The sequence below is a fragment of the Paenibacillus sp. TC-CSREp1 genome (assembly GCF_050171015.1).
In the GTDB taxonomy this organism is placed as follows: Bacteria; Bacillota; Bacilli; order Paenibacillales; family Paenibacillaceae; genus Paenibacillus; species Paenibacillus silvae.
In genome coordinates this window covers 192,200-211,432 of sequence record NZ_JBNOKM010000003.1, presented here as the reverse complement: position 1 = coordinate 211,432, position 19,233 = coordinate 192,200, and the positions used below count along the sequence as shown (strand labels likewise).

The following is a 19,233-nucleotide window of genomic DNA, read 5'->3' as shown; positions in this document are numbered from 1 at the left end:
CTTCAGAATCAAGTTCGATACTATAGTTTGTCAGAATCAACAGAAGGGCAGATTGCTCTGCCCTCCCGGTATTACATAACCAACTTCTTCTCCCATACAAGTACAGTTCTGCGCAGCATGTTGGATTCATCTTTGTTTTACTTTTGCCATTATATATGTGTACTTTGTGAAGCACACACTACCTGGACGGTTGTAGAATGTCAGCGAGCGCAGCCTCCAGTGTACCATAAGTAAAAGTGAAGCCTTCCCTTTCCATTCGGTCAGGGATGACCCAGCGGCTTTTGAGCACCAGCTCGGTCTCGGTGCGAATAAATATAGCTCCCAGTTCAAGCATCCAGCGTGGAGAAGGTAGACCTACACGTATTCCCATCTGCTGCCTGAGACTTGCCATTAGCTCCCGATTGGTAACCGGGTGGGGGGATGAAGCATTGAACACACCTTCCAGCTGACGCTGCTCCTGTAAAAACAACACCATGCGGAATAAATCCTCAATATGAATCCAGCTGAATTGCTGGGTTCCTGCGCCTTGTGCTCCTCCAAGTCCAAAACGTACCAGATTCGTCAAGGGCTCCATTACCCCGCCTTTGCCAAGCACAATGGCAATACGCAGCGCAATCTGCCTTGTAGATGGCAGCTCAAATTCAAAGAAAGCGCGCTCCCACGCCTTGGCTACCTCCACTGAGAATCCTGAGCCGATCTCCCCATCTTTTTCCGTCATCGGACGATCCTCCGCATGTCTGTATATCGTTGCTGTGCTGGAGTTAATCCACAATTCAGGCGGCCGGGTACATGCCAGCACCGCTTCTCCAAGAATATGTGTCGTTTCCGTTCTGGAATCCATAATGATTCTGCGGTTCTCCTCTGTATAACGGCAGTTCACCGACTTGCCAGCCAGATTAATCAGCAGCGCTGCTCCTTCAAGAGCTTCAACGATCGCTCCTCGATCCGCCCAGGGTATATGCCCCGGCTGGCGAGAAATTATATAGACACTGTACCCCAGCTTTTCAAACCTTGGCGCAAAATCCTGACCAACAAATCCAGTTCCACCTGCAAGCACAACCTTTTTCACGGTATCTCCTCGTTTCCCTGTAGAGGTGTTGCTTCAAAATTCCTGTAGAGGTGTTGCTTCAATTTTCCTGTAGAAATCATGCTATCTTGCCTGTATACCAGACTAAACAACACAATAAAGCATTTCGTTTGACGCCGCGCACACATTTTTCCTGGATTGCTTGGACCACTATACACATACACCTCTACAGCTTTATTCAGACACCCGAGTCACGTTTGAAACAGGCTACTTCCTCAGCGATCTAACCAAACAATGAAGCACCTTGCTTCACACCAAGCCCAACATAGAGCTTGTGTCGCTCATCATTGGCCCAGACATTTGCTGCATCCTGTTCAAGCCGATATTGAAGCTCATCATGAAAATCATGAATCATATAACCTTCAGGCAGTTCACCCAGCATTGCGGCAAAATCATATTCTGGCAGTTTTTGTTGCCCCTCACCAATCAGCTTCAGCCAGTTCATCCAGTCATGCAGCGCAAGAATCCCTTCCTGCCATAACTCCGCTTGCAGTCCAAGTACATCCTGAAGCTGCTCGTAATGAAAGGAATCCTGAAATTGGCGACACGCCTTGACACCCAGTTCATACAGCTCGATTGCGGCTCGGCGAGTATCATGCTTCAGTTGGTTCTCCAGACCTCCCAGGTAATCCTCAACCGTAATGTGCCGCCCGTCATCATATAATAAAGGCGTATGGGCCAGCATGCGTATAATATCCTGCATCTCATCGTTCGTAACCTTTTTTTGCTCCGCCAAAGCGGGTAATAGATATGCTGTAATCATCATTCACTCCTGCCTTATTCTTGTATGATTGTCGTATATTATAACACGAAAAAAGCAATGCTCCGCTCACTTGCAGCAGACATTGCTTGATATAGTTAGTAAATAAATGAATTATCACGCATACATGTTCAGTGAATAAACAAGTAAAGCAGCGCCTTGATCGTACCAAAATATTCACGAATCATATTGATCGGCTTCAAATAGCCGGGCGAGGGGGCGGATATGCCGTATTCAGCAGCGTAGCCGTTTTTAGCAGCGATATATTTCGCTCTGAACATATGATAGTCACTCGTTACAATCATAATTTCGGGATGTTCAATCCCCGCTGCATCCAATATTTTTTTGGAAAAAGCCAGATTCTCCTGTGTCGTGGTCGAGCGGTCCTCCATCGTGATCCGAGCAGGGTCGATGCCCTGATCCACCAAATAATTTCTCATGGCAAGCGCTTCAGGAATGGATTCACCAGGCCCTTGTCCCCCGGATACAATTACCGGGATCTGCGGATGACTGCGGATATATTCCAGACTGGCATCAAGTCGCTGCTGCAAAGTCAACGTCAATTCCGTGCCTTTGATCCCCGAGCCCAGAATGATAACATAATCGGCTTGCTCCGTATCCTTCGACCCCAGCTGGGTGAACACAAGTGCTTCTATAATAACGAAAGAAACAGCCACGATTCCGAACCCGGTCAGCAGTATGCGCTTCAGCCAGATATGTTTCTCATAATTGATGCGCCTTAATATGATGAATGCTGCAGTTATTAACGTAAAAAATTGCACGGCGAAGTTCCAGCCCCAGAATACCAGAAAAAACGCCAGACACACCAGCAGAATCAGATCAACAATGTGTCCCTTCTCCCGTATAAATTTGAAAATCAATACAGTACCACTCCTTCTCCTGTACTTATGCACGTACAATCGTCAGTTTAGGCCAGTGTTCGTGCCAGTTTTTTTGAAGAACACGCTTGTTATAATAGGCTGTATCCGCGAAAGAAGGACTTTTGCGCACAACCAGCATATATAAATCCTCTAGCCCATAAGGAGCACATATCCTGATTTGACCCTGTGCATCCAGCTGCACCGCGATGGCTGTTACACACTCCGGCCAATAACGCAGCGCATCCTCTGTAGACTGATACGGTGCGTCACCATTTCGCAGATGCATTCTTGCCTGGTTTTTCACCGACCACTTGTGATTGCCTGTAGCAGCACGAAGCTCATGCTCAAGCTGGCTATCCCGTTCTTCAGACAGATTCGTGGCATCATAATAAACTACATCAATATCACTGTGCAGCTCTCGTCTCTCATATCCATGGAGCTCATCCCATATGTAATTGCGAATATATCCCGCACCGATATAACAATCCGGCAGCTGAAGCTCACGCACACGTTGCAAATCCTGCATGATCTGTTCCTGCTGCCTTAGCGTTCTGACCAGCTGTTGCTCGTACTGCACAGCTTTTCCCTCCCTAACTCAAGCCTGCTCTCTCAAAGAATATCAACTTCTCTTTTCTTTGCTATTTTCCAATATACCATGTTTCTAATCCTCAAATAAAATAAACAACCCCCATCAAGCTGTTATTTCCAAGCACATCCACAGCGAATGCACATTGAAAACCACCGTTCCTGAGAGGAGTTGTTATTGATCTATTTAATCCATTTTATTTAATCGGTATCCAGATCTGAGGCGCATCATACATGCCCCGATAAACCTCAAGCTCCGGCAGCCAGGCATGTTCATAAGGGTTGGACGGAAACCATTCCGTTACAATTCGCTTCCACAGCTTTTGCATGCCTTGGGGCATGGGCTCCTGTACCTCAAATACGGCCCACTTGCTGGCTGGCAGTGTTAATACAGATAGTCCTTCTTGCTGCTCGCCTGTATAAGTTGTGGCAATCCAGTATTCCATCTGTTTGTCCTGAATCTCACCCTGATCCACGCAGACGCCAAGCAAACCCGGAATCACTCCGTCATTCAGCGCACCAATTCGATCCTCCATGCCACTCTTATATGTCTCCTGCCACATCGTTCCAATCCCCTGCAAATGCTGTTCGTCCACGTAAGAGAACGTTTGTCTGACACCTGTAATGGCAAAGGCCCCTTGCTCAACAAGTTGAACCTTCATTGGCTCGACCCCCTGCAAACTTACTTGAATAACCAGACGATTATACGACTGAACGGGTGCACCGGATTTTCGCAGCTCACTTGGTGTAACGCCATGCTGTCTCTGAAATGCTTTGGAAAAGGATTCCGGTGTCTCATAGCCATACTTGAGTGCTATGTCTACAATTCTGTATTCCTCTTGCAGCAATTCATGGGCAGCAAGTGTCAGCCTTCTGCGCCGGATATATTCGGCCACGGTCACGTCCGTCATCAGAGCAAAGATACGCTGAAAATGAAATGCTGACATATGTGCCTGTGCTGCAACCTTTTCCACCGTCACAGACTCCAGCAAATGTTGTTCTATATAATGTACAGACTTCTGTATGGATTCAATCCAGTTCATACGTTACATCACTCCTTGCTTCCTATCTTACAGGATGCAGCGAGCAGAAGCCTGTCATTTCTTGCTTTCATCTGTCCAGTGGAACCCGATTTTGGCTTTGCAGGAACTTACCCCCACATACCAATCAGCAGAATGCCGCCAAAAATCACGATGGAACAGAGAATACGTTTCATGCCCTGCTGTTCTTTTAATAACCAGATACCAAGAAAGGCCGCAAACACCGTTCCTACTTCCCGCAGCGGACCCAGTCTGGCCATCGGGGCCTGCTCCAGCGCAAACAGAAAAAGCAGATACGAGCCCGGGTTCAGCAAAGCCCCCAGCATAATGGTTGATCGATTCAGCTTCCATTCTCGCCGCAGGCCGCCTGAAGCGAGCAAGGCCGGTGTTAACCCCGCCACAAAGCCGATGTTTGTTACTTCCAGCAGTGCCAGAGGCGAAATATGCTGCAGATTCAATTTATCTACAAAGACGTAACTGGTCGTACAAAGCCCAACACATAAGGCCATTAGTATCGGCTTGGCCCCCTGGACTCCAGCTCCAGAACCGGAAGCATGCCTCCAGTTCCCTACGCCGCTGAGAATCGTGAACCCGACAATCATGCAGGCAATGCCCATCCAGCCGTATACAGACAGCTTTTCCCCTAGAAAAGCTACCCCGATCAAGGGCACCAGCAACGTACTTGTGCCCCGCATAATCGGATAAATTTGGGACAGATCGCCAAGCTCATACGTTCGGGACAACAACCACGAATACAACGCCTGAAGCCCCATCGACACGATTAACAGCATATAGGCTGGCATCGGCAGCGGCTCACGAGACAATTCCATTACCAGCACAGGCAGCAGCAGCACCGTTGGAATCATCATAATGGACCACAAAAACACACTTTTGTTCAAACTCCGCTTCGTAAACATACTCCAGACGGCATGCGCCATCCCCGAAGCAAGCACCAGAATTAAAGGTAAAATCATGCTGTTCATATTCCTCTCTTGTTCTCTTGCTCACGCATGCAGCTTCTAATGAATCTCAGGCTGATGCTCCGGCTGCTCCTCCACTACCGATCCGTCCTCCAGACGCAGCCAGGTATCAAACGTCCGCTCACCCTCCCGCAATTGAATGACACGCCCCCCGCGCAGCATGCCATCTCTTCCATAGGTACTGTGACCGCTGGAACGTCCGTAGCAGAGGTGAATCCCGTGATACTGTCCGTGGAAATCATTCACATGATCATGCCCACAGAACGTGCCCATCACATCCCCCATCTCCAGCAGCGCAGCGAACAACCCTGAATTAACTTGTGCTGCGCAGACGGGCTCAAATTTTTGGCCATAACAGGTCTGCGTATCCCACATCGCCTGATATTCCGGGATCGGAATATGTAAAAACGCCAAGGCTGGCAGCTTATCCCCGCGACTGCGGCCGGGATTGACGCGTATGGATTCATCCATCAGCCACCGAAGCTGACTCTGCTGAATCCAGCCATAACCCGGGATCGATTCCACGGTTGAATAACTCCCCGAATCGAGCAGGTACAGCACAGCTGCCGGAAGGCCATCCTCCCCGGCAATCTCCAGCGTGTAATTGCCAAGCCCTGCAATGTCACGCGGTCCCTCTTCCGTCACGCTGTACGCATGTTCCTGAACAACCTGCATGAGCTCCGTCTGGGTAATTCGCTGCTCGGCATCATGGTTGCCGAACACAAAAGCCCACGGTACTCCGCCCTCCTCTACAACCGAGACGGCATCACGGAAGGCCTGCTCCGGATGCTCGCATGCCTTGTTTCCCGGCTCAACGGGCCCGGTGTAGATGACATCGCCGGTAAATACAACGAGATCAGGCTGCTCCAGCTCGATGATGCTCTGCATCATCCGCCGGGTGCGAAGATCCTCAGGCCGTCCGTCCTTCCAGTGCAGATCGGTGAATTGTACGATGGTAAAGGTTTTATTTTCGCGAAAAGAAAGATGCGGTTTCAAATGTTTCGTCCTCCCCGGGATTACTCTTAACCCTTTGTGTGATTTTAAGTTATTTTTGTGGTTTTTAGTTTTTTTATGTGGTTTTAAGTTGTTTTATATGATGCTACTCTTACTTGATACAGCTGTCAATATATCTTTCAATATATATTTATACCCGAATATAAGGTGCTTTTTCTGTTTGAAATTGACAGCGGACTGTCATCAAAATTAAACTATAAGAAACAACAACAATCCACAACAATTAAACGTTGAGAATATAAGGAGGCGGACCAGATGTCATTAACATACGAGGAACGAAAACACACCATTCTTGCCCAGCTTGCCACACAAGGCAAAGTTCAGGTACAAACATTGGCTCAGCTATTTCAGGTGTCTACGGAAACGATTCGGCGTGATCTGGATCGTCTGGAGAAGGAAGGCGAGCTGCGTAAAGTGTATGGGGGCGCTGTACGTGTGCGCTCAGGCATGGTGGAGGCCCCTTTTCAAAAGCGTTCACAGCTTCAGCTCCAGGAAAAACAAGCCATTGGCGCCGCTGCAGCTGCGCTCGTTGAAGACGGTGAAACGATTATGCTCGACAATGGCACAACCACACTCGAAATCATGCGTCAATTGCAGCATCGTTCCCATGTCACGGTGATCACGAATTCAGTACCGATTCTGACCGTTGCCTTGGAATCTTTTGCGGGTAAGATCATTTTTGCCGGAGGTGAAATCCATACAGCGGTGCTAGCCTCTACTGGACCTGCGGCACATGAGATGCTTAACCAGTTCAAGGTCAACAAAGCGTTCATCTCGGCAGGGGGTGTTTCCTTCACGGATGGTATTACAGATTATGTACTGGAGGAAGCCATGATCTCGCGTAAAATGATGGAACGCGCGGAAGAAGCCATTTTAGTGGCGGACCATACCAAGTTTGGACGCTCCACGTTTGCCAGGATTGCACTTGTTGAGCACATATCCATGGTCATTACTGACTCAGGCTGCCCATCGGAATGGATTGAAAGCCTTCAAAGGATGGAAATTGAAACGGTAATTCAGGATTGACAATGAAATCCCCTTTCTATATTTTGGATATAGTGATCGTTCTATCTCGCGTATCGCGAATGACGAAAGGGGTGTACCTGCAACCATGAGTAGCAAAAAGGAAATGCTTCTGAACGTATCCGAGCATCTGTTCTATCTTCATGGTTTTCATGCGATTGGATTGAAACGCATCATCACCGAGGCCGACGTTGCCATCATGACGTTATACAACCATTTTGCATCCAAGGATGACCTGATTGTCGAGGTGCTTCTGCGCCGCGAACAGCGCTACCTGGAGCAACTGCGCTTATATGCCGATAACAAGGCACAATCCATCTTCCTCAATCTGGCCGAGGGTCATGCCAATTGGCTGATGGAGCATGAGTCCAGAGGATGTCTTTTTTTGCGAGCGAAGGAAGAGTTCGGGGCTGATCCGGATCATGTCGTCGTGCAAACCGTCAACGCGCACAAAAAACATGTCATGACCCTGATAAAAAAAAGTGATCCCGAAGCAAATGACCGGAGTGTCATGCAATTTATGCTGTTGCTGGAGGGTTCAACGGCGCTGGCCGAAACGGAAAATGTACAAGACGTGTGCCGGGAACTGATTCACATGACTCAAAATAGTTTCAAATGATAACACAACGGGTGAGTTCATATTTTAACTCACTTTTTTATTTCAGAAGAAATATAATGATCGTTCTATCTAAAAAGGCGGTGGAATTCAATGAAAAAAATAGTCCTTCCTGGCGTTGCCCTTATCGCGGTATGTTATGCTTTTGGGCGTTTCAGCTACGGACTGTTTATGCCGGAAATTTCCGATGCATTGCAATTATCCGAATCGGCATCCGGGGCCATCAACTCGGCAACCTATATTGCGTATTGTCTTGCACTTCTGACTGCGCCGCTGATTATTAATCACAAGGGACATCATTACGTGATTCAGCTTGCTGGAATCAGTGCCACTCTTGGCTTGATCGGTATTGGACTGGCGCATGATACTTGGCTGCTTGCAGTCGGCGTTTTTCTTGCCGGACTAAGCACAGGCTGGGCTTCTCCAGCCCTCGGCAATGCTGTCAGTGCAGAACTCGCGCCAAATCTGCACGCCAGAGGCAACAGTTGGATCAATACAGGAACCAGCTTTGGCATCATCGTCTCTGGTCCGCTCTACTTGCTGTGCACAGACTACTGGCGCCTGAGTTATGTCCTGTTCGCCCTGATCGGAATAACGGTGCTGCTCTGGAATCGACATACGATTCCTGCAACCAAGACGCTTCCTTGCACCAAGTCCATTTGGTCTTGCATGAGACCAACCAGACCAGGATCGGCTTTACTGATGGCTTGTTTGTTAACAGGCGCAAGCTCTGCCATCTATTGGACGTTTGCCCGTAACTTCCTTACGGACGAGAAAGGGGCCTCCGATTCGGAAGCCGTCCTGTTCTGGATTGTAATGGGGATTACAGGCATACTCGGCGGATGTGCAGGCCGAATAATTGAACGAATTGAGTTAGGCTGGTCTTATCGTATAGGCATCCTGTTGTTATCCATCTCGCTTGGCGTTATTCTGTTGCCATCGATGACCGCAAGCCTGGTATCCGCCATCCTGTTCGGAAGCACATATATTTTTCTCTCCAGTATATTTATCGTATGGGCAACAAGACTATTCCAACCCAATGTCTCGATTGGAATCAGTCTCGCCTTTCTCGCACTGGGCGTTGGACAATTTCTGGGATCATTCATGGCAGGGTATACCATCGAAGTGTTTTCCAGTACGACAGCTTTTATGGCTTTTGCATTCCTTGGTTTACTGGGATTATTTCTTCGAGTAAATCCAGCTTAAGCAGCCCATCTAGCGAAAGGCATCAATAACCCGATTGTCCCAGACCTGGACCTCAATATATCGTTCGGGCCCCTGCTCGCCCGTTCGATTCCATTCCTGCGGAAAGCCATAGGTCTGTATCTGTTCAAGGATTTCATGTTTGGTATAGACCTGCCTGCGATAAGGTTTATCATCGGCATAACGCATCGTTGGAAAGAGATCGCCATACGTGAAGCTCACAACTTCTGCGGGCAGCTTATGCCACGGAATGATGACATGGTTTGGCTCCATGTACCAGGATTCCAGCCAAGGGCATGCACCAAGGGTCAGATAATGCGGGTAGGGTTGAACCGGCTGACCTCCTTTGGTCAGAAACTTCGCAATTGCCATCTGCTCAAGCTCTCTTCTGACAGCCATATAGTCGGCAGTCCGCTGACTGGCAAAAATTCGTCCGTTCTCCCGAATCTGCTGCAAGATTGTCTCTGACTCTTCCAGGGATAAACTGGAGAGATTGCAGAAAGGACCTCTCCCTTTTTCAAAATAATGATACGCATTCAGGCCATCCATACAGCTCACCTCCTCATGAATTGATTCTAGGGCGTGTCTTGAAACCTGCTGAAGTGCAGCTCCCCCCTTTTTTTTCGCCCCCTGCTACGTCACTTCCCTTTAACGTACCCCGGCACGCCTGCAAGAAACTACCTTGCTTGGAACGAAAATTCGGCAAAAACTGCTTTCTACAGAGTTTTCAGACACTCCATACCTGAATCCACCTATATTAATTAGGGATTTTTAACCAAAAATGATATACTAAAACTAAACTATTCATCCAACTATTTTAACTTCTTAGATCAAGGAGGTCATTCGATGTTTGGTGTAAGCGCAAAACAAGTAGAGGATCGACTGGTTATCCGTTGGCAATTTTCCAAAATTGAAATCCCTTTTGCACAGATCACATCTGTCACACTGGATGATACATACGGAGGCAGTGAACCTTCGGCGATTCGGATCGGGCCTGTTAACGGCACCACCGAACGGATTTTGATCCGTACTACTCAGCAATCATACATTTTATTTACGAGCAGCCTGAATTTGTATCCCGCAATTAAAACCCTCCTTACTCACTCGGCTAGTTAATGATCGGTTTGCCGAGCTTCTCATATTTTTGAACGCCGTAGAGAACGCTCTGCGGCGTTTTCTATTTCCTTAATAATCCCTCTCTATTACAGCGTATCTTAGATGAACTGATACATAAAAGACATCACTCATGCTCCCTATATAAGTTCTCTTATTCTATGAATGTCACAATATCATGGTCAGGGATTGTTACATAGATATCCGGATAATCATATGACACAGGAGGAAAAGCATGAAAGATCAGATGAAGAAGAACCTTTCAATAAGAAGAGTGGCTGTGGCTTGTTTTATGGCAGCGGCTGTAACAACGACAGGAACAGGAGCATTATGGAACTTTTCAACTATTGCAGAAGCAGCTCAAGCAAGTACGGCAAACGCCAAAAGTGTAACTCATGATGGGGTTAAACTTACGTTGTCTGAGGTAGAGTATGATGGTTTATCACTAAAAATAACGATAAAACGTGAAGGCAAGGGTCTGCCTGAGGGAATGATGGCTTCCTATAATCAAAAAAATATCGTGAAAGGCCATCTGAAGACACCTGAAATTCTAATCAATGGTCAAAAAGACAGTAAAGCCACGTTTGGATTGCGTAGTCATTTAAAAGAAAAAAATAGTGCCATTTTGGAATATAAATCCGATTCTCTTCCAGACCAATTTGAATTGACTCTAAGAATGCCTGTAAGCGGCATTAAGGAGAACTTCGAGTTTAAGATTCCTGTTAAGAAACAAAACGGAATTATTCAAATCAAACCGAATCAGACGAAGGAAAGCAAAGGTTTCAGTTATACAGTTAAAAAAATAAATATTACTTCTACCCAGACCCAACTCGTGCTGGATAGCAAAGGAAAAGTACCTGCTTCCTCCAAGCAAACGGGTGTATATGCACCAACCATGATGTATTACGACATTGTAGATGACCAGGGCAAGACGTTGAAGCAGAAACAATTAAGTTTCTATTCCAAAAAACCTGGCACCACGTATCACATTGACGAACTATATGATGCCGTCAGTCCGCAAACCAAGTCGATCACAATCAAACCTTACACCTTCACAGTAAAACCTTCGGATTGGAGCATTGTGGGAGAAAAAGTGGACAAAAAGGGGAGAATCATCAGCTCCGGAACCAAGACATACATCAAGGAATTAGAAATGAAAGTTAACATCAAAAAATAACTTCGATTAACATCACAAGAAAACTTTTAATCATGTCACAGATGAACTCTTTCAGATTGTTATATAAACATCAAGACAAGGAGGTGAGCCCATGCAGGCCGCCATCCCCGGGGACATGCAGGCTAAGAAAGAAAAAAATGAACGAATCGAGCGAGCTGTACAGCGAGTGATCACTGGCGAAAAAAAAGCCTATGAGCTAATCATACAGGAGTTTGAACGTCAGATGTACACCTATTGTTATTACATTCTTAAAGATCATCAAGAGACTGAGGATGCTGTACAGGAGATTTTCATTCGGGCCTACGAGAATCTGAATAGTTATAAAAGAAAGGTCAGTTTCTCCTCGTGGCTGTATAAAGTAGCCTACAATCATTTGATGAATCTGAAGAAAAAGCACAGCCGCTGGTTGAAGCTGGTGGATGAGTACAAACACCACAAACCTGTTGTACAGGAATATCCTTATACAACAGTCATTGAAGAGCTCATGGAATATTTGACACCGGAAGAACGTCACATTCTGCTGTTGAAGGCTGTGGAGCAATACACCTTTGAGGATATTGCCATCATTATGAATACCAGGTCTGCTACCCTGCGCAAGAAGTACGAACGGCTTCGCCGTAAGCTGATGGAGCAGACAACCAAAGGAGGACAACTGCATGGACAAACAGCCCAACCCTTTTCCTGACCAGCCGCTTGAAGAATTGGAGCAGCGGATACGCAACACACCCATGCCGCGACATAGTATGAGCAGTGAAATTATGAATCAAATTGGAGGAAGAAACATGACCAAACAACGGAATGGATCTACAATACTGAAACGGACGTTAACCGCAGCCTCCATAGCTGCAGTTATGGGAGCCGGTGCTATAGGCGCAGGATTTGTATCACCAACAATGGCTAGTGCATTGAAACAAATTCCAGGAATCGGTTCTGTGTTCTACGGGCTGAGTTCCGATGAGATTGGACGAGCAGTGGATCAAGGTATTCTGACACAGCCGCTGAAACAGATCACTAAAGACGGAGTGACCTTAACACTGACAAACGTATTATATGATGGAACCCGTCTGAGCTACACGATTGAACGTGCCGGAGAGCATCTCCCGCAGAAAGTCACCAGCCCGTACATTCCTATGGACAGCGAGGTTGTTTCGGGAGATAACGAATGGAAGAAATCTCGCCAGGTGCCGGAACAGCAGCAGCAGAAGGGGTATGTCACAGCACCTGTAACCTTTATTAATAATGAAGAGTTGAAGTCCTTTCGCTCTTATGGAGATGATATCGGAAACTCGAACGCTGTATTTGCTGAATATACGAATCTAGGGTCACTGCCTAATGAATTCGAGCTTACCGTTCGGACAAAAGTAACTCGGGTAGAGGAGCCTTTTGAATTCAAAGTACCCGTAAAAATCAGTGACAACAAACTTGTCATTCAACCGAATGAGACAAAAATCCACGAAAATTTCAGTTACACATTGCAAAAAATAGAATCTACCGTGACCAATACACGCCTAATTCTCGAAAGCACGGGAAAGGTGCCCGCTTCCTCTGAGCAAACAGGAAAATATGCTCCGACCATGATGTACTATGAGATCGTAGACGATCAAGGCAAAGTTTTGAATCAACGGAGGCTTGGCTTCTTCCACAGGGCTCCCGATCTGGAATATCAAGTGGATGAACTGTATGATGCGATCAGTCCGAATGCAAAATCAGTGACAATCAAACCGTACACATTCACAGTGAACACGGACAATTGGAGCGTTGTAGGGAAAAAGATGAATGATCAGCACAAAATCGTGAGCAGCGGCGACAAGACATATATCAAAGAGCTGGAAATGGACGTTACTCTTAAGCCATAACTCTCAATCACTCCATAACATTCTATAGCACTCTATAACAATCTTGTTCAACATGAACACGTCTAACGTGAAAAGCCACGAAGCAGATCGAAAAGATCCGTTTCGTGGCTTTTTGTTACGTATCCGTACGCACCTCGTCCCAAGCCTGATCGAGATAACAGATGAGCCAGTTAAGTGCACGATGCCGTTCATAAGCTACACCGGGATTAAGCCCGGCAGGCGCAGCTTCCCCTTTAATCCGGCTGTTCACACACACCCAGTTGTACCGATAGATCAAGTCAGCCTCATCCAAAATTTCGCTTTTGCTGCGCAGTGTGGCATCTGACAGAAATTCCGCGAAGCTGTCCTTTTGCTGTAAATAACCGACATCCTGGCTTACGTTACACAGCTCTGTCGGTGCACCCAATTCCTCTACGTACCCAAGTGCCCATAACATGACATGGTATGCCTCATATCCCCAGGAGAAACGAATGACATCCTGCTGATCTGCTCCATGCTGATCCAGAAATGACTTTTCATCGGGAGAAAAAAAGGTGGATGCATCATATTTATCGATCACTTCCTGCACAAGCGCTGCAGTGTCATCGGCACTTTCGCCTGCTCCCAGACACTCGCCCTTCAGTGCAGCCAGGCAGAGAGCAACGGCACGCTTCGCCACCTCTTCCTTCGTTTGAATCGTTGTGTCTTTCTCCCCTGCTCGTGCTGGCAGATTCACATTATACGGAATTCCCTCTTCTGTCAGTCGCTGCTCTGAACGTGCCTTGCGCTCTACAGCATCCGCTGCAGGCGGGCGGGTGTCATCCAGATAACTGGTGTGTGCGGTAACAGTGTAATCCTCTACCTCGGATTCACCATTCACATCCAGGAGCAGCTGACCCTGAGCATTAAGCAGGGAGCCGCCTCCCCAGAAAATGACGGCATCCAGCGCTTCGGCCAACTGTAATAACTCGTTAAAGAACTCTTCCGAGATATCTTCCTCGGTCTCGATGCCAATCACCATATTCAGGGTGGAGCACTTGATCAGTACCTTTTCCTGAAGCGCAGCATTACGCCCCTCGATCTGACTTAGAAAACCAAGCATGCCCTGAATCATCGTGCTGAACTCTTCGGGATGGGTCTGGCTGGTCATGATATTGAAGCCTTTCGTTTTTTTGCTGAACCACTTTTTCTGTATCACTTGAATATGCGTCTGGTCTTCTCTTCGCTTAATGGAAGCATCAGGATAGATGGATTGAATGATCTTATACAGCTGCTCCAGATCAAACTGGGAGCTGTATATTGCACAATTTCTCATTGCGTTCGTCCTCTCTTATGTCAAAGTTTGCTTCAAAATTATGAGTCCTCGATCAGTCTTTGATTAAACCTTGATTAATCCTTGTATGGGTCAAACTCATTGCTTCCAGCCATCGCCACGCCTACCGGGCGCAGCACATGATTGATTTTGAGCGTATTTGCATGTGCAGTCAGTACATCCTGCAATTTCTTGTAGACGAACGGGCTTTCATCCGTGCCAGCTCCGCGAAGCTCTACCCCGTAAGCCTGAATCGCCGCCTGCATCTGTTCTTCACTAATCTCGCCGCCCATACGTTTGCGGAGCTTATAATTCATTTTGCCAGCCGCCTGGGTACGACTCATGATGCGCCCGGCCCCGTGAACCGTGCTGCGGAAGGACTCGGTATTTTCCTCACTCTGGATACCCTCCACAATGACGGACATGTCTCCCATGCTCCCACCGACAAAACCAAGCTGCCCTGGCGCCAGTGGTGTGGCTCCTTTACGAACAACGACGACTTCCTCGCCCATATGCTGCTCTTTCCACGCAAAGTTATGATGATTATGTACCGCATATTCAGCGCTCGCTCCGAGAATGCCAAGCACCTGTTCAATCACATAATCTCGTCCCGCATATGCGTAACGACCCGCGAGAGTCATACCCGCCCAATACATATCACCCATTTCACTGTCCAGGTCAAACAGGGTTGGCGGCTGATCCATCGATTCACCCGGAGCTTTACCGCTGAACTCTCGTCCTGCCGCCAGATTGAGGAACCCGCTCGCCACTTTATGCCCGAAGCCGCGGCTGCCAAAATGATTGGCAATCCATACCTTGCCTGTCTTCTCCTCGACGAAAATATCCACAAAATGATTGCCGCTGCCCACGGTTCCAAGCTGATTACGTGCCAGAACTTTCAGCTTCTGCTCCAGTCCGCTTTCGATCGAATCAAACAGCTTCCAGCTCGGATCATCGAACAGCTCATGCTCGACTGGAGTAGGGTTGTTACGGCCTACGCCGAATGAGATCGTTGTCTGAATATCATCCATAATGACCGCAATCCGGTCTCGAATATCGTCCCACATCAGATTGGTGCGCACAGCTTTGTTACCGCAGGCAATGTCATAACCTACCCCGGATGGACTGATCATGTTGCGATAAGCAACAACCCCGCCAATCGGCTGCGAATATCCCTTGTGATGGTCGGCCATAAGAGCTACACCCAGCACGTCTCCATATTGAGAACAAGTTACCGCCTGACTCACAGCATTCTCCAGCGGTTCCCCCCAGACTTTGATGTTATCCACGATACGCATGTTTCGGTAACCTCCTATGTATTCTTTTTCTTCTTCCTATTTCTTGTCTTACAAATGTTTGCGATACCCTTGAACCAATTCGTCCCTAAAGCCCAGTTTCTCATAAAATCGATGCGCTTCCTTACGCTGATCACCCGACACCAGAATAATGTACGCACACCCCCGGTCCTTGGCAATCTGTTCAATCTCAAGCATCAGCTTCTGTCCGATGCCCTGCCTGCGTACACGATCCGAAACAATGACGTTTTCTACAACCATAAATGGCTCGCATGAACCCATTAAGTCCATACACTCAATCCCCATGACCGATCCAACAAGCTCATCATGATCATAGGCTCCAAGCACATAGTAATGCCCGTTCTTCTCCATATATTGAAACGTCTTTTGCATTTGCTGCTCATTCATCTGCTGTTCATCGGGCGGTGTGCCCATCAATTCATGATACAGCCGGTTTAACCCGGGCAAATCCTGTGGTTCAATCTGCTTGATCGTAATCATTGTTATGCACCACTCCCATTCTCTGGTGTAAGGTCCTTTTTAAAATAATAATGCTGATGTCCCGTGGGTGCATTTTCAATCATGGTCATGAGCTGATAACCGTGTTTTCGATAAAATTCCGGAGCCTGATACGAGAACGTGTTCAGCATGATGAAATCACAGCCCTTCTCCCTGGCCAAACGCTCAACCTCCAGAAGCAGCTGTGTCCCATATCCTTTGTGTCTTTCTTTCGCATCGACCCACAAAATATCCAGCTCAACCCAGTTCCAGCATAGCGTGCTGAGTACCCCGGCCACGATCTGCCCCGTTTCATTTCGAATATGGAAATGAAGCTCTTCGTATCGATCTCTTAACGCTTCGTCCACATGTCCCGCATTATACGCAATTAATTGCTGGCGAACATATGCGGAATCCTCTGCTGTGCTTGGTGTGATGTTTGCAAGTGACATTCTTATTCCCCTTTTCGTCATGATATGTAATTCATTATAAATCAGGGCTGCTTCCCATCGTTTGCATTCGAACACGACTCCTCCTCATCTTATACAAATTGATCCAAAATAGAAACAACGCACCTTCCTGACAGGAAAGTGCGTCTGCTGTAAATCATTTTAATCTGATTTCAATATTCTATTCTCTTTCTTTCAGATCGACATATACGTAACCTATTCCAAGCCTTCCCAAAGTGTCCTTAGCTTCTACCTCAAATTGAACCGGCTGATTGCTCACTCCAAGTGCAGTAACATACATCTTCTGCCCATCCATTCGGACAGCTGCCAATTGGTCATCAGGCGATTTAGCTTGTAGTACAAGCGTGGATCTGTCGTCATCTTCATCTTCAAACATGTAAGACAGGTCGATTTCAAGCTCACCTTCACCTACATAAGCGATATTCCCAGCAGGAGCCTCTACCACATCAGGTGAAGCGTCATCAAAACCATACATCGACAAACGCTGCAGCAGCGCATGATGCATTGTGAAATCGGGCTCTTCTCTAAGACGTATCGGGTTGTCACTGACGTTCAAGTATTGCAGCTCGGGCAAATCAGTAATGCCGACAGGCAGATGAACAAGCTCGTTCCCTTCCACATCCAGAGTCTGCAATGCTTGTAGTCCACTCACGTCCAACGCTGCAAGGCGGTTATTGGACAGATTCAAATACTGCAGCTGATCCAGTCCTGTAACATTCATTTCACTCAGCTTATTCCCTGATAGTTTCAACCAACGTAATTGTTTAAATCCGGAGGCATCCGCTTTGCTTATTTCATTACCGGAAAGATCAATTTCAACGACATTTAATCCTTTAAATATATCGACACCTGTAAGATCGGAAATACCTGCATTGGTCGCATACAATCCGCCATCCGTCTGAACAAGAGCCTCGGCCAGTTCCTCTCTGGTCAGCGGATCATTCACATCCTTCTGCAGCCAATACGCCATAGCTCCAGCCAAGTTCGGATCAGGGAATTGACGGCTAATCGTATTCACTTGTACTTTAACCTGGAGTTGTGCCGTTACACTTGCGCCCTGGTCATCCACGGCTTGAATAGTCAGCTTCGTCTCACCGGCATTCCGTGGTACAAGTCGAATCACTTGCCCAATCACAGTATAGGATACAACATTCTCATCCCCCGACAAGACAACATACTTCAATGCTCCACCGTCCGGGTCGCTGAAATAAGAGGAGGCTTGCCATTCTTTAAAAGGATGATCCAGCGTCAATTCCTGAGCAGGCAAACCTCCCGGAGCAACAACAGGCGCACGGTTACCGCTTCCCGGATTCGACGGATTAGTTGGATTAGAAGGATTCGAGGGGCCAGCAGGGTTACTTGGATTAACCGATCCTGATCCGCTTCCTCCACCTGGCGTAGCTCCAGCATTACTGCTGTTGTTGCCAGAGACATTTCCTGTACCGCCCGATCCTGATGTCGTACCCTGCGTTTCTGTTACCTTGCCCGAATCTTGGTTTGGGGACGCGGGGTTGGAACCACCCTGTTCTGAACCCGCTGCTTCATTCAATACTTTAATTGCTTCGGTTGCACGGACCGCAATAACAGCCATTTCTTGTCTGGACGTAGAGCGTTTTGGCGCGAAATACCCATTCTCTCCCTTGAGGATACCTAATTCAACGGCCTGCTGCACACTGGGAAGAGCCCATGCACTAATAGCAGTTGTATCCTTAAATGATAAAGCTCGCTGCTCATTGGACACCCCATCATACCCTATACTCTGTAATGTCCGAATCATCGTAACAGCCAGCTCTTCCCTGGTCACTAAACCATTTGCCCGAAACGTTCCATCCGGATATCCCTTCATAATTCCAGATGAATGGAGAGCATAGATATAAGGCCCGTTCGCACTCGTATGCTCCAGATCCTTAAATAACTGACCTGGACGTTGGTTTGACGATGAGGTGTCTATCTCCAGAAGCTGAGCGAGCATATGTGCCAGTTCCCCTCTTGTCATGGATGCGCCTGGGTTGAAACGACCTGTTCCGTCTAAAACAATCAACTGCTGCTGGGCAGCCCTTTCAATGGCTTCCTTGGCCCATGGTGCCGCCTGCTGCAAGTCTTGAATGCTTGTGGCGTCATCAGCCGCACTCACTGCTCCTGGAGCTCCAATGAGCGTCAAGGATAGCATGGCTGCCAAATACGGCGAAACCTTTTTCCTATTATGCTCAGCGTCCCCTTTGCGATTGGATATACGATTAGACATTTCTATACACGACCTCCTACAGGATCTTAACGCTGATGACACCGAAGGTTCATAGCGTTATTTCATTATGTTCATTGTAGGAGACAGTGCATCTTTCAG

20 protein-coding genes are annotated in these 19,233 nt (G+C 47.4%); 7 read left to right on the top strand and 13 right to left on the bottom strand.

Going from position 1 to position 19,233, the window contains the following annotated elements:
- Nucleotides 1-178: 178 nt before the first annotated feature.
- From ACQSGY_RS05775 to ACQSGY_RS05745, 7 genes are all read right to left on the bottom strand, one after another.
- On the bottom strand, nt 179-1,069 hold the full coding sequence (locus ACQSGY_RS05775; protein ID WP_427051071.1) for a TIGR01777 family oxidoreductase: 891 nt from the start codon (nt 1,067-1,069) through the stop codon (nt 179-181).
- A gap of 241 nt (nt 1,070-1,310) precedes the next feature.
- The gene (locus ACQSGY_RS05770; RefSeq protein ID WP_427051070.1) at nt 1,311-1,853 is read right to left on the bottom strand and encodes a hypothetical protein; all 543 of its coding nucleotides are present in this window, start codon (nt 1,851-1,853) and stop codon (nt 1,311-1,313) included.
- A 125-nt stretch (nt 1,854-1,978) separates the two neighbouring features.
- Complete coding sequence (locus ACQSGY_RS05765; RefSeq protein WP_145403152.1) at nt 1,979-2,728, bottom strand: YdcF family protein; 750 nt, start codon at nt 2,726-2,728, stop codon at nt 1,979-1,981.
- A 25-nt stretch (nt 2,729-2,753) separates the two neighbouring features.
- A complete protein-coding gene (locus ACQSGY_RS05760; RefSeq protein WP_427051069.1) occupies nt 2,754-3,305 on the bottom strand; it encodes a nucleotidyltransferase family protein in 552 nt (183 codons plus the stop codon).
- Nucleotides 3,306-3,510: 205 nt separating this feature from the next.
- On the bottom strand, nt 3,511-4,356 hold the full coding sequence (locus ACQSGY_RS05755) for an AraC family transcriptional regulator (protein WP_427051068.1): 846 nt from the start codon (nt 4,354-4,356) through the stop codon (nt 3,511-3,513).
- Between the two features lie 107 nt (nt 4,357-4,463).
- Nucleotides 4,464-5,336: a DMT family transporter gene (locus ACQSGY_RS05750; RefSeq protein WP_427051067.1), complete on the bottom strand. Its 873-nt coding sequence runs from the start codon at nt 5,334-5,336 to the stop codon at nt 4,464-4,466.
- Between the two features lie 36 nt (nt 5,337-5,372).
- Nucleotides 5,373-6,329: a metallophosphoesterase family protein gene (locus ACQSGY_RS05745; RefSeq protein ID WP_427051066.1), complete on the bottom strand. Its 957-nt coding sequence runs from the start codon at nt 6,327-6,329 to the stop codon at nt 5,373-5,375.
- A 273-nt stretch (nt 6,330-6,602) separates the two neighbouring features.
- On the opposite strand from ACQSGY_RS05745, the gene ACQSGY_RS05740 reads away from it, so the two are divergent.
- The 3 genes from ACQSGY_RS05740 to ACQSGY_RS05730 all read left to right on the top strand — a co-directional run bounded on the left by ACQSGY_RS05740 (nt 6,603) and on the right by ACQSGY_RS05730 (nt 9,192).
- Complete coding sequence (locus tag ACQSGY_RS05740) at nt 6,603-7,373, top strand: DeoR/GlpR family DNA-binding transcription regulator (RefSeq protein ID WP_427051065.1); 771 nt, start codon at nt 6,603-6,605, stop codon at nt 7,371-7,373.
- A gap of 85 nt (nt 7,374-7,458) precedes the next feature.
- Nucleotides 7,459-7,989 (top strand): TetR/AcrR family transcriptional regulator, encoded by a 531-nt coding sequence (locus ACQSGY_RS05735; protein WP_427051064.1) that lies wholly within the window; start codon nt 7,459-7,461, stop codon nt 7,987-7,989.
- 90 nt (nt 7,990-8,079) lie between these two features.
- A complete protein-coding gene (locus ACQSGY_RS05730) occupies nt 8,080-9,192 on the top strand; it encodes an MFS transporter (RefSeq protein ID WP_427051063.1) in 1,113 nt (370 codons plus the stop codon).
- A 9-nt stretch (nt 9,193-9,201) separates the two neighbouring features.
- Here ACQSGY_RS05730 and ACQSGY_RS05725 read toward each other — a convergent pair whose 3' ends face one another.
- Nucleotides 9,202-9,738, bottom strand: a complete 537-nt coding sequence (locus tag ACQSGY_RS05725; RefSeq protein ID WP_427051062.1) for a hypothetical protein — start codon at nt 9,736-9,738, stop codon at nt 9,202-9,204.
- Between the two features lie 297 nt (nt 9,739-10,035).
- Here ACQSGY_RS05725 and ACQSGY_RS05720 point away from each other — a divergent pair, with 297 nt between their 5' ends.
- The 4 genes from ACQSGY_RS05720 to ACQSGY_RS05705 all read left to right on the top strand — a co-directional run bounded on the left by ACQSGY_RS05720 (nt 10,036) and on the right by ACQSGY_RS05705 (nt 13,335).
- A complete protein-coding gene (locus ACQSGY_RS05720) occupies nt 10,036-10,305 on the top strand; it encodes a hypothetical protein (protein WP_145403160.1) in 270 nt (89 codons plus the stop codon).
- Between the two features lie 232 nt (nt 10,306-10,537).
- Nucleotides 10,538-11,479, top strand: a complete 942-nt coding sequence (locus ACQSGY_RS05715; protein WP_427051060.1) for a DUF5643 domain-containing protein — start codon at nt 10,538-10,540, stop codon at nt 11,477-11,479.
- A gap of 91 nt (nt 11,480-11,570) precedes the next feature.
- Nucleotides 11,571-12,164, top strand: a complete 594-nt coding sequence (locus tag ACQSGY_RS05710) for an RNA polymerase sigma factor (RefSeq protein ID WP_427051059.1) — start codon at nt 11,571-11,573, stop codon at nt 12,162-12,164.
- Entirely contained in the window at nt 12,136-13,335 is a 1,200-nt protein-coding gene (locus ACQSGY_RS05705) for a DUF4179 domain-containing protein (RefSeq protein WP_427051058.1), read from the top strand. The genes ACQSGY_RS05710 and ACQSGY_RS05705 overlap by 29 nt, the downstream gene beginning before the upstream one ends.
- A gap of 115 nt (nt 13,336-13,450) precedes the next feature.
- On the opposite strand, the gene ACQSGY_RS05700 is transcribed toward ACQSGY_RS05705, so the two are convergent.
- The 5 genes from ACQSGY_RS05700 to ACQSGY_RS05680 form a co-directional block, all read right to left on the bottom strand.
- A complete protein-coding gene (locus tag ACQSGY_RS05700) occupies nt 13,451-14,629 on the bottom strand; it encodes a DUF4272 domain-containing protein (RefSeq protein ID WP_427051057.1) in 1,179 nt (392 codons plus the stop codon).
- A gap of 74 nt (nt 14,630-14,703) precedes the next feature.
- Nucleotides 14,704-15,924 carry an RtcB family protein gene (locus ACQSGY_RS05695; RefSeq protein WP_427051056.1) on the bottom strand — a complete coding sequence of 407 codons (1,221 nt, stop codon included), beginning with the start codon at nt 15,922-15,924 and terminating at the stop codon, nt 14,704-14,706.
- 48 nt (nt 15,925-15,972) lie between these two features.
- Nucleotides 15,973-16,422 (bottom strand): GNAT family N-acetyltransferase, encoded by a 450-nt coding sequence (locus ACQSGY_RS05690; RefSeq protein ID WP_427051055.1) that lies wholly within the window; start codon nt 16,420-16,422, stop codon nt 15,973-15,975.
- A gap of 2 nt (nt 16,423-16,424) precedes the next feature.
- On the bottom strand, nt 16,425-16,871 hold the full coding sequence (locus tag ACQSGY_RS05685; protein WP_427051054.1) for a GNAT family N-acetyltransferase: 447 nt from the start codon (nt 16,869-16,871) through the stop codon (nt 16,425-16,427).
- Nucleotides 16,872-17,049: 178 nt separating this feature from the next.
- Nucleotides 17,050-19,134, bottom strand: coding sequence for an S-layer homology domain-containing protein (locus ACQSGY_RS05680; RefSeq protein ID WP_427051053.1), 2,085 nt, complete (start codon nt 19,132-19,134; stop codon nt 17,050-17,052).
- Nucleotides 19,135-19,233: the final 99 nt, after the last annotated feature.

Excerpts from the sequence above, each read along its gene's own strand:
- ACQSGY_RS05770 (WP_427051070.1), bottom strand. The coding sequence starts at position 1,853 with ATGATGATTACAGCATATCTATTACCCGCTTTGGCGGAGCAAAAAAAG.
- ACQSGY_RS05755 (WP_427051068.1), bottom strand. The coding sequence starts at position 4,356 with ATGAACTGGATTGAATCCATACAGAAGTCTGTACATTATATAGAACAA.
- ACQSGY_RS05750 (WP_427051067.1), bottom strand. The coding sequence starts at position 5,336 with ATGAACAGCATGATTTTACCTTTAATTCTGGTGCTTGCTTCGGGGATG.
- ACQSGY_RS05740 (WP_427051065.1), top strand. The coding sequence starts at position 6,603 with ATGTCATTAACATACGAGGAACGAAAACACACCATTCTTGCCCAGCTT.
- ACQSGY_RS05735 (WP_427051064.1), top strand. The coding sequence starts at position 7,459 with ATGAGTAGCAAAAAGGAAATGCTTCTGAACGTATCCGAGCATCTGTTC.
- ACQSGY_RS05730 (WP_427051063.1), top strand. The coding sequence starts at position 8,080 with ATGAAAAAAATAGTCCTTCCTGGCGTTGCCCTTATCGCGGTATGTTAT.
- ACQSGY_RS05725 (WP_427051062.1), bottom strand. The coding sequence starts at position 9,738 with ATGGATGGCCTGAATGCGTATCATTATTTTGAAAAAGGGAGAGGTCCT.
- ACQSGY_RS05720 (WP_145403160.1), top strand. The coding sequence starts at position 10,036 with ATGTTTGGTGTAAGCGCAAAACAAGTAGAGGATCGACTGGTTATCCGT.
- ACQSGY_RS05715 (WP_427051060.1), top strand. The coding sequence starts at position 10,538 with ATGAAAGATCAGATGAAGAAGAACCTTTCAATAAGAAGAGTGGCTGTG.
- ACQSGY_RS05710 (WP_427051059.1), top strand. The coding sequence starts at position 11,571 with ATGCAGGCCGCCATCCCCGGGGACATGCAGGCTAAGAAAGAAAAAAAT.
- ACQSGY_RS05705 (WP_427051058.1), top strand. The coding sequence starts at position 12,136 with ATGGACAAACAGCCCAACCCTTTTCCTGACCAGCCGCTTGAAGAATTG.
- ACQSGY_RS05700 (WP_427051057.1), bottom strand. The coding sequence starts at position 14,629 with ATGAGAAATTGTGCAATATACAGCTCCCAGTTTGATCTGGAGCAGCTG.
- ACQSGY_RS05695 (WP_427051056.1), bottom strand. The coding sequence starts at position 15,924 with ATGCGTATCGTGGATAACATCAAAGTCTGGGGGGAACCGCTGGAGAAT.
- ACQSGY_RS05690 (WP_427051055.1), bottom strand. The coding sequence starts at position 16,422 with ATGATTACGATCAAGCAGATTGAACCACAGGATTTGCCCGGGTTAAAC.
- ACQSGY_RS05685 (WP_427051054.1), bottom strand. The coding sequence starts at position 16,871 with ATGTCACTTGCAAACATCACACCAAGCACAGCAGAGGATTCCGCATAT.
- ACQSGY_RS05680 (WP_427051053.1), bottom strand. The coding sequence starts at position 19,134 with ATGTCTAATCGTATATCCAATCGCAAAGGGGACGCTGAGCATAATAGG.